Source organism: Citrobacter sp. RHBSTW-01013 (assembly GCF_013781985.1).
GTDB classification, from domain to species: Bacteria; Pseudomonadota; Gammaproteobacteria; order Enterobacterales; family Enterobacteriaceae; genus Citrobacter; species Citrobacter braakii.
In genome coordinates this window covers 3,435,772-3,448,730 of record NZ_CP056185.1, presented here as the reverse complement: position 1 = coordinate 3,448,730, position 12,959 = coordinate 3,435,772, and the positions used below count along the sequence as shown (strand labels likewise).

13 protein-coding genes, 5 tRNA genes and 1 other RNA gene are annotated in these 12,959 nt (G+C 51.0%); 16 read left to right on the top strand and 3 right to left on the bottom strand.

Features of this window, described 5'->3' with window-relative positions:
* Positions 1 to 272: 272 nt before the first annotated feature.
* The 15 genes from ybgC (at position 273) to pnuC (ending at position 8,861) form a co-directional block, all read left to right on the top strand.
* Entirely contained in the window at positions 273 to 677 is a 405-nt protein-coding gene (gene ybgC / locus HV350_RS16690; protein WP_003831439.1) for a tol-pal system-associated acyl-CoA thioesterase, read from the top strand.
* Positions 674 to 1,366, top strand: coding sequence for a Tol-Pal system protein TolQ (gene tolQ, locus HV350_RS16685; protein WP_016152312.1), 693 nt, complete (start codon positions 674 to 676; stop codon positions 1,364 to 1,366). The genes ybgC and tolQ overlap by 4 nt, the downstream gene beginning before the upstream one ends.
* A gap of 3 nt (positions 1,367 to 1,369) precedes the next feature.
* Positions 1,370 to 1,798: a colicin uptake protein TolR gene (gene tolR, locus HV350_RS16680; protein ID WP_003022978.1), complete on the top strand. Its 429-nt coding sequence runs from the start codon at positions 1,370 to 1,372 to the stop codon at positions 1,796 to 1,798.
* A 64-nt stretch (positions 1,799 to 1,862) separates the two neighbouring features.
* Positions 1,863 to 3,116, top strand: coding sequence for a cell envelope integrity protein TolA (tolA, locus tag HV350_RS16675; RefSeq protein WP_181628954.1), 1,254 nt, complete (start codon positions 1,863 to 1,865; stop codon positions 3,114 to 3,116).
* 131 nt (positions 3,117 to 3,247) lie between these two features.
* A complete protein-coding gene (gene tolB / locus HV350_RS16670; RefSeq protein ID WP_003022981.1) occupies positions 3,248 to 4,540 on the top strand; it encodes a Tol-Pal system beta propeller repeat protein TolB in 1,293 nt (430 codons plus the stop codon).
* A 34-nt stretch (positions 4,541 to 4,574) separates the two neighbouring features.
* Positions 4,575 to 5,093: a peptidoglycan-associated lipoprotein Pal gene (pal, locus tag HV350_RS16665; RefSeq protein ID WP_003022983.1), complete on the top strand. Its 519-nt coding sequence runs from the start codon at positions 4,575 to 4,577 to the stop codon at positions 5,091 to 5,093.
* A gap of 9 nt (positions 5,094 to 5,102) precedes the next feature.
* Positions 5,103 to 5,891 carry a cell division protein CpoB gene (gene cpoB, locus HV350_RS16660; RefSeq protein ID WP_016156016.1) on the top strand — a complete coding sequence of 263 codons (789 nt, stop codon included), beginning with the start codon at positions 5,103 to 5,105 and terminating at the stop codon, positions 5,889 to 5,891.
* Positions 5,892 to 6,056: 165 nt separating this feature from the next.
* A tRNA-Lys gene (locus tag HV350_RS16655) sits at positions 6,057 to 6,132 on the top strand.
* Positions 6,133 to 6,158: 26 nt separating this feature from the next.
* Positions 6,159 to 6,234 (top strand) — tRNA-Val (locus tag HV350_RS16650).
* 3 nt (positions 6,235 to 6,237) lie between these two features.
* A tRNA-Lys gene (locus HV350_RS16645) sits at positions 6,238 to 6,313 on the top strand.
* 149 nt (positions 6,314 to 6,462) lie between these two features.
* Positions 6,463 to 6,538, top strand: a tRNA-Lys gene (locus tag HV350_RS16640).
* Positions 6,539 to 6,570: 32 nt separating this feature from the next.
* Positions 6,571 to 6,646 (top strand) — tRNA-Lys (locus tag HV350_RS16635).
* A 29-nt stretch (positions 6,647 to 6,675) separates the two neighbouring features.
* Positions 6,676 to 6,801, top strand: a non-coding RNA gene (locus HV350_RS16630) — RtT sRNA.
* Positions 6,802 to 7,070: 269 nt separating this feature from the next.
* Positions 7,071 to 8,114, top strand: a complete 1,044-nt coding sequence (gene nadA / locus HV350_RS16625) for a quinolinate synthase NadA (RefSeq protein WP_047415203.1) — start codon at positions 7,071 to 7,073, stop codon at positions 8,112 to 8,114.
* Between the two features lie 27 nt (positions 8,115 to 8,141).
* The gene (pnuC, locus tag HV350_RS16620) at positions 8,142 to 8,861 is read left to right on the top strand and encodes a nicotinamide riboside transporter PnuC (RefSeq protein WP_016152316.1); all 720 of its coding nucleotides are present in this window, start codon (positions 8,142 to 8,144) and stop codon (positions 8,859 to 8,861) included.
* On the opposite strand, the gene zitB is transcribed toward pnuC, so the two are convergent.
* A complete protein-coding gene (gene zitB / locus HV350_RS16615) occupies positions 8,858 to 9,799 on the bottom strand; it encodes a CDF family zinc transporter ZitB (RefSeq protein ID WP_016152317.1) in 942 nt (313 codons plus the stop codon). The two genes, pnuC and zitB, sit on opposite strands and share 4 nt — an antisense overlap.
* Before the next feature lie 113 nt (positions 9,800 to 9,912).
* Positions 9,913 to 10,287: a YbgS-like family protein gene (locus tag HV350_RS16610; protein WP_181628952.1), complete on the bottom strand. Its 375-nt coding sequence runs from the start codon at positions 10,285 to 10,287 to the stop codon at positions 9,913 to 9,915.
* Between the two features lie 317 nt (positions 10,288 to 10,604).
* Here HV350_RS16610 and aroG point away from each other — a divergent pair, with 317 nt between their 5' ends.
* Positions 10,605 to 11,657 (top strand): 3-deoxy-7-phosphoheptulonate synthase AroG, encoded by a 1,053-nt coding sequence (gene aroG / locus HV350_RS16605; RefSeq protein ID WP_016152319.1) that lies wholly within the window; start codon positions 10,605 to 10,607, stop codon positions 11,655 to 11,657.
* Between the two features lie 154 nt (positions 11,658 to 11,811).
* Here the strand turns inward: aroG and gpmA are convergent, their stop codons facing one another.
* On the bottom strand, positions 11,812 to 12,564 hold the full coding sequence (gene gpmA, locus HV350_RS16600; protein ID WP_003022999.1) for a 2,3-diphosphoglycerate-dependent phosphoglycerate mutase: 753 nt from the start codon (positions 12,562 to 12,564) through the stop codon (positions 11,812 to 11,814).
* Positions 12,565 to 12,959: the final 395 nt, after the last annotated feature.

The following is a 12,959-nucleotide window of genomic DNA, read 5'->3' as shown; positions in this document are numbered from 1 at the left end:
GTTTACTTTCCCCCATTCCAAACCACCATTCCCGCGCGTATAGTAGCGAAGTTTGAAAGCATTAACCTAAGGTTGTGCCCTGGAGTTGTGTGCGGTGGCGACACTGGACCATCAGGACGCAACTTAATTGCATTACCGGGATGTAAAGTGAATACAGCGCGATATACAACGACATTCTTGAAGCATCGCGGCGGCAAGAACGCGAGTCACCAGGCGCTTACAAAGTTAAGCGACCGGTGTGAGTGGGCGAAGCCAACAAAGAGGCAGTAAGAATGAACAAGTATATGTTTCGATGGCCGGTTCGTGTCTACTATGAAGACACCGATGCCGGAGGGGTGGTTTACCACGCCAGCTACGTCGCTTTTTACGAAAGAGCACGCACAGAAATGCTGCGTCATCATCACTTCAGTCAGCAGGTCCTGTTGGCCGAACGTGTAGCCTTTGTGGTGCGCAAGATGACGCTGGAGTATTTTGCGCCTGCCCGGCTCGACGATATGCTCGAAGTCCAAACCGAAATTACGTCAATGCGTGGCACCTCATTGGTTTTCACGCAACGCATTGTCAACGCAGAGAACACCGTGCTGAATGAAGCCGAAGTTCTGATTGTTTGCGTTGATCCACTCAAAATGAAGCCTCGTGCGCTTCCCAAGTCTATTGTCGCGGAGTTTAAGCAGTGACTGACATGAATATCCTTGATTTGTTCCTGAAGGCAAGCCTTCTGGTTAAACTTATCATGTTGATTTTGATTGGTTTCTCAATCGCATCCTGGGCCATTATTATCCAGCGGACCCGTATTCTTAATGCGGCTTCACGTGAAGCCGAAGCATTTGAAGACAAGTTCTGGTCCGGCATTGAATTGTCGCGCCTGTATCAGGAAAGCCAGGGGCGTCGTGATAACCTGGTGGGCTCGGAACAAATTTTCTACAGCGGATTCAAAGAGTTTGCGCGTCTGCATCGGGCGAATAGTCATGCGCCGGAAGCGGTCGTTGAGGGGGCATCCCGTGCGATGCGTATCTCGATGAACCGTGAACTGGAAACGCTGGAAACGCATATTCCATTCCTCGGCACCGTCGGCTCTATCAGCCCGTATATCGGTCTGTTCGGTACCGTTTGGGGGATCATGCACGCATTTATCGCGTTAGGCGCGGTAAAACAGGCAACGCTGCAAATGGTCGCACCGGGTATCGCGGAAGCGTTGATTGCAACGGCTATCGGTCTGTTTGCGGCAATCCCGGCGGTTATGGCTTACAACCGACTGAATCAGCGCGTGAACAAGCTGGAACTGAATTACGACAACTTTATGGAAGAGTTCACCGCGATTCTGCACCGCCAGGCGTTTACCGTTAGCGAGAGCAACAAGGGGTAAGCCATGGCCAGAACGCGTGGACGAGGTCGTCGCGAACTCAAGTCCGAAATCAATATTGTACCGCTGCTCGACGTACTACTGGTGCTGTTGCTGATCTTTATGGCAACCGCGCCGATTATTACGCAGAGTGTGGAAGTCGACCTGCCGGATGCGACCGAATCGCAAGCTGTCAGTAGTAACGACGAACCGCCGGTCATTATTGAAGTTTCCGGGATAGGGCAATACAGCGTGGTCGTTGAGAAAGATCGTATGGATCAACTGCCGCCGGAGCAGGTTATCGCGGAAGCGAAAAGTCGCCTGCAGACCAATCCGAAAACGGTCTTTTTAATCGGTGGTGCGAAAGACGTGCCTTATGATGAAATAATTAAAGCGCTGAACTTGTTACACAGTGCAGGCGTAAAATCGGTTGGCTTGATGACGCAGCCAATCTGATGACTGCGTTTTGCTGGCTTGAAAGATAGCGCGTAACAGGCGAACAGTTTTTTGGGAACCGAGAGTGTCAAAGGCAACCGAACAAAACGACAAGCTCAAAAGGGCGATAATTATTTCAGCGGTGCTGCATGTCATTTTATTTGCAGCGCTGATCTGGAGTTCGTTCGATGAGCACATTGATGCTTCAGCCGGCGGCGGTGGTGGTTCGTCCATCGACGCCGTTATGGTCGATCCTGGCGCCGTTGTGCAACAGTACGACAGGCAGCAGCAACAGCAGGCAAGTGCTAAACGTGCAGAAGAGCAGCGTGAAAAACAGGCGCAGCAGCAAGCTGAGGAACTTCGCGAGAAGCAGGCGGCCGAGCAAGAGCGACTGAAGCAACTTGAAAAAGAACGTTTAGCCGCGCAAGAAAAAGTGCGCGAACAGGCGGAACAGCAGAAACAGGCCGAAGCCGCCGCCGCGAAAGCGCAAGAGCAACAGAAACAGGCTGAAGAAGCTGCGGCGAAGGCTGCTGCAGACGCGAAGGCCAAAGCTGATGCTCAGGCGAAACAAGCGGCAGATGCCGCGAAGAATGCCGCTGCGGACGCACAGAAAAAAGCAGAGGCTGAAGCCGCTAAAGCCGCCGCTGATGCGAAGAAAATTGCCGAAGCACAAGCTGCTAAGGCTGCCGCAGACGCTGCGAAGAAAGCTCAGGCTGAAGCCGCTAAGCAAGCAGCAGCCGAGAAAGCTGCTGCAGAGAAAGCAGAAAAAGCCGCTGCCGCGAAAGCTGCCGCTGCTGAAAAGGCTGCGGCTGATAAGAAAGCCGCAGCGGAAAAAGCAGCAGCAGACAAAAAAGCTGCAGCCGAGAAAGCCGCTGCCGATAAGAAAGCTGCGGCAGATAAAGCGGCGGCTGCGAAAAAGGCTGCGGCCGAAAAAGCAGCTGCAGCCTCTGGCGTTGACGACTTGTTAGGCGACTTAAGCTCCGGTAAGAATGCACCGAAATCAGGTGGTGGAGCGAAAGGAAGTAATAATTCTCCTGCGGGGAGTGGTAATACTAAAAATAATGGAGCATCAGGCGCGGATATCAGTAATTACGCTGGGCAGATTAAAACGGCTATAGAGAGTAAGTTTTACGACTCATCATCCTATGCAGGGAAAACCTGTACGTTGCGTGTAAAACTCGCTCCCGACGGTATGCTGCTGGATATTCAGTCTGAAGGCGGCGATCCTGCGCTTTGTCAGGCTGCGCTTGCCGCAGCCCGACAAGCTAAGATTCCTAAGCCACCGAGCCAGGCGGTATATGAAGTCTTTAAAAACGCGCCTCTGGATTTTAAACCTTAAGCCGGGTTTTCCCGAGTCTTCGGAAGAAAACGGTCTAAGGTTGAGACAGCGTTCTGGTAGTTTTGTGTATTTGAGTTTGTTAACATTCTGCTAAATTATCGTGGGCTTTCCGTCCAGATAAGGGAGATATGATGAAGCAGGCATTACGAGTAGCATTTGGTTTTCTGATGCTGTGGGCAGCGGTGCTGCACGCAGAAGTACGTATCGAGATCACCCAGGGGGTGGACTCGGCACGCCCGATTGGTGTTGTCCCCTTCCAGTGGGCAGGGCCGGGTGCTGCACCTGAAGATATCGGTGGTATCGTAGGCGCTGACCTGCGTAACAGCGGTAAATTTAATCCGTTAGACCGTTCTCGTCTGCCGCAGCAGCCGGGTACCGCACAGGAAGTTCAACCTGCCGCATGGTCTGCGCTGGGTATTGATGCCGTGGTAGTAGGTCAGGTTACGCCAAATCCGGATGGTTCCTACAGCGTTGCTTATCAACTGGTAGATACCGGTGGCGCACCGGGTACCGTACTGGCACAGAACACCTATAAAGTGAACAAGCAGTGGTTGCGTTACGCGGGCCATACTGCAAGTGACGAAGTGTTTGAAAAACTGACCGGTATTAAAGGTGCATTCCGTACCCGTATCGCTTATGTTGTTCAGACGAACGGCGGCCAGTTCCCGTACGAATTACGTGTATCCGACTACGATGGCTACAACCAGTTCGTGGTACACCGTTCTCCGCAGCCGCTGATGTCTCCGGCATGGTCTCCGGACGGTTCAAAGCTGGCATACGTCACTTTCGAAAGCGGTCGTTCTGCGCTGGTTATTCAGACGTTGTCTAATGGCGCGGTTCGTCAGGTAGCGTCGTTCCCACGTCACAACGGTGCACCTGCGTTTTCTCCGGATGGCAGCAAACTGGCGTTTGCCCTGTCTAAAACCGGTAGCCTGAACCTGTATGTCATGGACATTGGTTCCGGTCAGATCCGTCAGGTGACGGATGGTCGCAGCAACAACACGGAACCTACCTGGTTCCCGGACAGCCAAAACCTGGCCTTTACCTCTGACCAGGCCGGTCGTCCGCAGGTATATAAAGTTAACGTCAACGGCGGTGCTCCGCAGCGTATTACCTGGGAAGGTTCGCAAAACCAGGATGCGGATGTGAGCAGCGACGGTAAGTTTATGGTAATGGTAAGCTCAGCCAATGGTCAGCAGCACATTGCCAAACAAGATCTGGTAGCGGGTGGCGTACAAGTCCTGTCGTCAACGTTCCTGGATGAAACGCCAAGTCTGGCACCTAACGGCACTATGGTAATCTACAGCTCTTCTCAGGGGATGGGATCCGTGCTGAATTTGGTTTCTACAGATGGGCGTTTCAAAGCGCGTCTTCCGGCAACTGATGGTCAGGTTAAATTCCCTGCCTGGTCGCCGTATCTGTGATAATAAATAATTGATTAATAAAGGAATCATTGAAATGCAACTGAACAAAGTGCTGAAAGGGCTGATGATTGCTCTGCCTGTTATGGCTATTGCAGCGTGTTCTTCTAACAAGAACGCCAGCAATGACGGCAGCGAAGGCATGCTGGGTGCCGGCACTGGTATGGATGCAAACGGCAGCGGCAACATGTCTTCTGAAGAGCAAGCGCGTCTTCAGATGCAACAGCTGCAGCAGAACAACATCGTTTACTTCGATCTGGACAAGTACGATATCCGTTCTGACTTCGCTGCAATGCTGGATGCTCACGCTAACTTCCTGCGTAGCAACCCGTCTTACAAAGTCACCGTAGAAGGTCATGCGGACGAACGTGGTACTCCTGAGTACAACATCTCCCTGGGTGAGCGTCGTGCGAACGCCGTTAAGATGTACCTGCAGGGTAAAGGCGTTTCTGCTGACCAGATCTCCATCGTTTCTTACGGTAAAGAAAAACCTGCAGTACTGGGTCATGACGAAGCGGCTTACGCCAAAAACCGTCGCGCCGTACTGGTTTACTAAGAGAATTGCATGAGCAGTAACTTCAGACATCACCTGTTGAGTCTGTCGTTACTGGTTGGCATAGCGGCCCCTTGGGCCGCTTTTGCACAGGCGCCAATCAGTAGTGTCGGCTCAGGCTCGGTCGAAGACCGTGTCACTCAACTCGAGCGTATTTCTAACGCTCACAGTCAGCTTTTAACCCAACTCCAGCAACAACTCTCCGATAATCAGTCCGATATCGATTCCCTGCGTGGTCAAATTCAGGAAAATCAATATCAACTGAATCAGGTTGTTGAGCGACAGAAGCAGATATTGCTGCAGATGAATAATCTTGGCAGCGGTAGTGCGCCTGCGGCACAGTCTACAGGTGGCGATCAGAGTGGGGCGGCAACCCCTGCACCTGATGCGGGAGCAGCAGCAACGTCAGGGGCTCCCGTGCAAACTGGCGATGCGAATACCGATTACAATGCAGCGATTGCTCTGGTGCAGGATAAATCCCGCCAGGATGACGCAATTGAAGCATTTCAGAACTTCATCAAAAAGTACCCGGACTCTACTTACCTGCCCAATGCGAATTACTGGCTGGGTCAGTTGAATTACAACAAGGGTAAAAAAGATGATGCTGCGTTCTATTTTGCTTCGGTAGTTAAAAACTTCCCAAAATCACCTAAGGCTGCAGACGCGATGTATAAAGTCGGCGTCATCATGCAGGACAAAGGTGACACAGCAAAAGCTAAAGCGGTTTATCAGCAGGTTATCACTAAATATCCTGGCACTGATGGCGCGAAACAAGCGCAAAAACGCCTTGGCGCGATGTAATGACCACCATGCGACCAGAAATCGTGTTATTTCTGGTCGTGTCGTGTGATTCCTAAGCAGTTGAGTTATTTACATCGAAATTTTTGTTGCGCTAAAATCTGAAATCAGTAATATATGCCGCCGTTGCCAAGGGATATCAAACAGCCCGAAAGCGGCGAAAAAAGTGGGGCGTTAGCTCAGTTGGTAGAGCAGTTGACTTTTAATCAATTGGTCGCAGGTTCGAATCCTGCACGCCCCACCACTTAATGCAGTATCCAGCGTAGTATCGGGTGATTAGCTCAGCTGGGAGAGCACCTCCCTTACAAGGAGGGGGTCGGCGGTTCGATCCCGTCATCACCCACCACTCGGGGCGTTAGCTCAGTTGGTAGAGCAGTTGACTTTTAATCAATTGGTCGCAGGTTCGAATCCTGCACGCCCCACCAACTTTAACATTGTACTCAGGTGTTAAACGTGAAGGATAACGTTGCTTTAGCAACGGCCCGTTAGGGCGAGACGAAGTCGAGTCATCCTGCACGCCCCACCAATTCTTATATTGGTGTCGAGTAAAAAATTTTTCAGGTGACATCCGAGCGGGTCGTTAGCTCAGTTGGTAGAGCAGTTGACTTTTAATCAATTGGTCGCAGGTTCGAATCCTGCACGACCCACCATCCTGAATAATTGAAGCAGTAAACCCCATACGGGGGCGTTAGCTCAGTTGGTAGAGCAGTTGACTTTTAATCAATTGGTCGCAGGTTCGAATCCTGCACGCCCCACCAGTGTAAAAAGGCGCCCTAAAGGCGCCTTTTTGCTATCTGCGATTTATAAGATTCGAACCTGCAGCAGGTTCGGGTCGAACGCAGTGAGACAACGGAGCCGTTCACGGCGACGGCCCGAAGGGCAAGCGAAGCGAGTCATCCTGCACGCCCCACCAGTGTAAAAAGGCGCCCTAAAGGCGCCTTTTTGCTATCTGCGATTTATAAGATTGCCTGATGTCCTTTGCTTATCAGCCTACAGACGACACTACTCGTGTAGGCCGGATAAGACGTCAGACGCCATCCGGCATTCATCACACGCAATTATTGTGACTTTTCTGCGCCAATCCGCTATCTTGTTTAGCATACAAAACAAATCAAACCGAATATGGCGTGCGTCACGCTTTTAATCGGTTATTTCGTTAAGCCAGTGAAACGAGAAAGCAAGATGAGCGTGATGTTTGATCCAGAAGCAGCAATTTATCCGTTTCCGCCGAAGCCAGTACCGCTAAGTGTGGATGAAAAGCAATTTTATCGTGAAAAAATCAAGCGCCTGCTGAAAGAGCGTGATGCCGTTATGGTCGCGCATTATTACACCGATCCTGAAATTCAGCAGTTAGCGGAAGAGACCGGGGGCTGTATTTCTGATTCTCTGGAGATGGCGCGGTTCGGTGCAAAGCATTCTGCCTCTACGCTGCTGGTTGCGGGCGTGAGGTTTATGGGAGAAACTGCCAAAATTCTCAGCCCGGAAAAGACCATCCTGATGCCGACCTTACAGGCGGAATGTTCATTAGATCTGGGCTGTCCGATTGACGCGTTCAGCGCATTTTGCGACGAGCATCCGGATCGTACCGTGGTGGTTTACGCCAATACCTCTGCTGCCGTTAAAGCACGTGCGGACTGGGTCGTGACTTCCAGTATTGCGGTTGAACTTATTGAGCATCTTGATAGTTTGGGTGAAAAAATCATCTGGGCTCCGGACAGACATCTGGGTAACTACGTGCAAAAACAGACCGGCGCAGACGTGCTCTGTTGGCAGGGGGCCTGTATCGTCCACGACGAGTTTAAAACCCAGGCCTTAACACGCATGAAAGGGCTTTACCCTGATGCCGCGGTGCTGGTGCACCCGGAGTCCCCTCAGTCTATCGTTGATATGGCAGATGCGGTTGGCTCAACCAGCCAGCTCATCAACGCGGCTAAATCGTTACCGCATAAGCAGTTGATTGTGGCGACTGACCGGGGCATTTTTTACAAAATGCAGCAGGCCGTTCCGGATAAAGAGCTGCTTGAAGCTCCGACGGCTGGCGAGGGGGCAACCTGTCGCAGCTGTGCGCATTGTCCGTGGATGGCGATGAATGGCCTGAAAGCGATTGCTGAGGGCCTGGAACATGGCGGCGCGGCTCATGAGATACATGTTGAGGACTCGCTGAGAGAAGGGGCGCTGTTGCCGTTAAACCGTATGTTGGAATTTGCGGCTACACTTCGAGCGTAATTATTTATTTTTGCTCTGGGGGAAAAGATGGACTTTTTTAGCACGCAGAACATTCTGGTACATATTCCGATTGGCGCGGGTGGTTACGATTTGTCGTGGATCGAAGCCGTGGGAACGATCGCCGGGTTGCTGTGTATTGGCCTGGCGAGCCTTGAGAAAATCAGCAATTACTTCTTCGGTCTGATAAACGTCACGCTGTTTGCAATTATCTTCTTTCAGATCCAGCTCTATGCCAGCTTGTTGCTGCAAGTTTTCTTCTTTGCCGCAAATATCTACGGCTGGTATGCCTGGTCCCGGCAAACCAACCAGCATGAAGCGGAACTGAAAATTCGCTGGCTACCGCTTCCAAAAGCGATCGGCTGGCTGGCGGCTTGCGTGGTGGCGATCGGCCTGATGTCGATCTATATCGATCCGGTCTTTGCGTTCCTGACAGGCATTGCAGTGAATATTATGCAGGCATTGGGATTACAGGTTGTTGTGCCTGAACTACAACCCGATGCATTCCCGTTCTGGGACTCCTGCATGATGGTGCTGTCGATTGCGGCGATGATCCTGATGACGCGCAAATACGTTGAAAACTGGCTGCTGTGGGTGATCATTAACGTCATTAGCGTGGTGATCTTTGCCCTGCAAGGCGTATATGCCATGTCGCTGGAATATATGATCCTGACGGTTATCGCCCTGAACGGTAGCAGGATGTGGATTAACAGCGCGCGTGAGCGGGGTTCCCACGCGCTTTCTCATTAATGGTGATGATGTGAATGGCCGGACACGCCCTGATACAGGTGACAGTCCGGCCCATTGCACGGCTGATACTCCATCTGGATTGTGGCGTGTTCAATCTGGTAGTGATGGATAAGGAAATGCTGAATACGCTCCAGCAACGCATCGTGATCGTGTGGCGGGATCACCTGAACATGCAGCGTCATTACCGGTTTTTCGCCCACCATCCAGACATGGACATGGTGAACGTTGCGGACTTCAGGAATATCCTGGCTGAGATGGCGCTGCAGTGCGGCGATATCCAGCGTCAGCGGGGCACCTTCCAGTAATTCATTAACGCTATCTTTTAGCAATCGCCAGGCGCTACGCAGCACCAGCACGGAAACCAGAATCGAGAGAATTGGGTCCGCGGGTGTCCAGCCCGTCCAGATAATAATCAGCGCAGCGATGATTGCCCCGACCGAGCCGAGTAAATCGCCCATCACATGCAGCGCCGCGGCGCGGACGTTCAGATTTTTCTCTTCACTGCCGCGATGTAAAACCCAAAAAGCGAGCACGTTGGCCAGTAGACCCGCGACAGCAATAACCATCATCATACCGCCAGCCACGGGGCGAGGTGTCTGGAAGCGCTCAATCGCCTCCCAGACGATTAAAATGGTGATAACGACCAATGCGATGGCATTAACAAATGCGGCCAGCGTCGTGAGCCTCAGCCAGCCGAAGGTGTGTCGTATTGTGGGCGGGCGACGGGAAAACCGGACGGCCAGCAGCGCGAAAAGCAGCGCCGCAGCATCCGTGAGCATATGCCCGGCGTCGGCCAGCAAGGCCAGTGAACCAGAAAGTATTCCACCCACCACTTCAACCAACATAAATCCGGCTGTAATGCAGAATGCGAACATCAGTCGGCGGGCATTATTGTCCTTGGGTTGCTCAGAGGAAGTATGAGTATGTGCGTGCGCCATTATGCCATCCCTTTGTTATTCTCATCTTTACTGTATGCCATCATACCGTTTTTGGGATGATAAAATTAAAAAGGAGAGCTATTGCTCTCCCGTTATTAGCTTTAATTTCAGCGTTACTGCGTGGTGCCATCAGTTTTTGTGTCAACATCATTGTTGATGCCGTTTCCGGTCTCAACCTTCTTATTCACATCAGGGCAGCGACCGTCCTTACACATAGTGTTTTTGTGCATCTCATCATTGGTCATCCCTTCATGGTTCATTGATGAACCGTCCGGGTGCAGCATTGTGCCACCTGAATTCACGTTACTGTTGTCGACATTATTTGGCGCCACGTTTTCGCGGGCGTCTGGGGCGACTTGTCCTGCATCAGCCGAGGAATTTGCCTGACCGTTATTGGACTGCGCGTTGCTTTCTGCAGCCAGTGCCGCGCCGCTGGCGAGGCTGAGTGTAGCGGTAAGGAAGAGTGAAGCCAGCTTTGTCATATGCATATTATGCTCCTGTTAAGGTCGATATGTCGGATAACGTCTTCCAACAGTGCATGTGCCAGTTACATCATTAATATGTGGTTAATCGTTTTGCTATGGAAATTAAAACCAGCATAGAATCTTGAAATCTATGAAAATTAAAGCTGTTACAGTTAGAAATTGTAGTTTGGATCTCGTTTTTCGCTACTTTATTGCGTTTTTTTGGCCAATTCCAGGATTAATCCGTCCAAAGTGTAAAACCCCGTTTACACTTTATGACTGAAGATATAGATTGGAGGGATTGCATTCATTTATATAAGTATGGCAACGCTGGAATAATCATGAATTATCAGAACGACGATTTACGCATTAAAGAGATCAACGAGTTATTACCACCAGTCGCACTGCTGGAAAAATTCCCCGCTACTGAAAATGCCGCCAATACGGTGGCTCATGCCCGTAAGGCGATTCATAAAATTCTGAAAGGGAGCGACGATCGCCTTCTGGTGGTGATTGGGCCGTGTTCTATTCATGATCCGGCAGCAGCCAAAGAGTATGCCACTCGTCTGCTGGCGCTGCGCGAAGCGTTAAAAGGTGAGCTTGAAATCGTCATGCGCGTCTATTTTGAAAAACCGCGTACCACCGTTGGCTGGAAAGGGCTTATCAACGACCCGCACATGGACAACAGCTTCCAGATCAATGATGGGCTACGCATTGCGCGTAAACTGCTGCTGGATATCAACGACAGCGGATTGCCGACTGCGGGTGAATTCCTCGATATGATCACCCCACAATATCTCGCCGATCTGATGAGCTGGGGCGCGATTGGGGCACGTACAACAGAATCTCAGGTGCACCGCGAGCTGGCATCGGGTCTGTCCTGCCCGGTTGGTTTTAAAAACGGAACCGATGGCACCATCAAAGTGGCGATTGATGCAATCAACGCTGCTGGGGCACCGCACTGCTTCCTGTCTGTCACCAAATGGGGTCATTCAGCGATCGTGAATACCAGTGGTAATGGCGATTGCCATATCATTCTGCGCGGTGGCAAAGAGCCGAACTACAGCGCTCAGCACGTTGCGGACGTGAAAGAAGGTCTGGTCAAAGCAGGACTCTCTGCGCAAGTGATGATCGACTTCAGCCATGCCAACTCCAGCAAGCAGTTCAAAAAGCAGATGGATGTTGCAAAAGATGTTTGCGGACAAGTCGCCGGTGGCGAAAAAGCAATTATTGGCGTGATGATCGAAAGCCATTTGGTGGAAGGTAATCAGAATCCGGATAGCGGTGAGCCGCTGACCTACGGTAAGAGCATCACCGACGCCTGCATTGGTTGGGAAGATACCGATGCGGTGTTGCGTCAACTGGCGGATGCGGTAAAAGCGCGTCGCGGTTAACCAAGTCCCATAGGCCTGAGAAGCGTAGCGCCATCAGGCATTCCGGTGCAGACTGCCGGATGGGGCGATGCCTTATTTGGCCTACATTTTCTGGTAGGGCCGAAATAAAAAAGCGTGGAGAAATCCACGCTTTGTCTTCAACTTACCGCGAAAATTACTTCGCTTTACCCTGGTTCGCTACGGCCGCCGCTTTTGCTGCGATCTCGTCAGCGTTACCCAGATAGTAGTGTTTGATCGGCTTGAAGTTTTCGTCGAACTCATACACCAGCGGTACGCCGGTCGGGATGTTCAGTTCAAGGATCTCATCTTCGCCCATGTTATCAAGGTATTTAACCAGCGCACGCAGAGAGTTACCGTGAGCGGCGATAATTACGCGCTCACCGCTTTTCATGCGCGGCAGAATGGTTTCATTCCAGTAAGGGATAACGCGATCGATGGTCAGCGCCAGGCTTTCGGTAACCGGTAACTCTTTGTCGGTCAGCTTCGCATAACGCGGATCGTGACCCGGGTAACGCTCGTCGTCTTTGGTCAGTTCCGGCGGGGTAACCGCAAAGCCGCGACGCCACTGCTTAACCTGCTCATCACCGTATTTTTCAGCGGTTTCTGCTTTGTTCAAACCCTGCAGCGCACCGTAATGGCGTTCGTTCAGTTTCCAGGATTTCTCAACCGGCAGCCAGGCCTGATCCAGTTCGTCCAGTACGTTCCACAGGGTGTGGATGGCACGTTTCAGCACGGAGGTATAAGCAAAATCAAAGCTGTAGCCTTCCTCTTTCAGCAGTTTTCCTGCCGCTTTTGCTTCGCCCACGCCTTTCTCGGACAGATCAACATCATACCAACCGGTAAAACGGTTTTCGTTGTTCCACTGACTTTCACCGTGACGTACCAGAACCAGCTTAGTTACAGCCATACATTCACTCCTATAAATCATATCGAATGATAATAATTCTCATTATATTGCCGTAATGTGTAAGCGGCAATGCTTATCCTTATACAATAGCGAAAATTAGTCATTAATGTAAGAAACATGTAAATGAGAGGTTGTGTAGGGAGAGCAAGGTGAGTGACTGAGCACCTGAGAGAAAAGGGGCGAGATTTTCAGTGAATGCAGAGCCTGAAAATTGTTCAAAATGTGAAAATCCTCATACCAAAAAGTCAATCAAACGGAATTCAAGTACCTTACTCATTACTACCTTTGAATGTCTTCAAGTATGCTATTCATAATTTCTGAGTAAATGTTCGAACGATTAATTTTCCGTCAAAGAATTTCACAATAATTCATTTCCTTATCAGATGTCATATTTG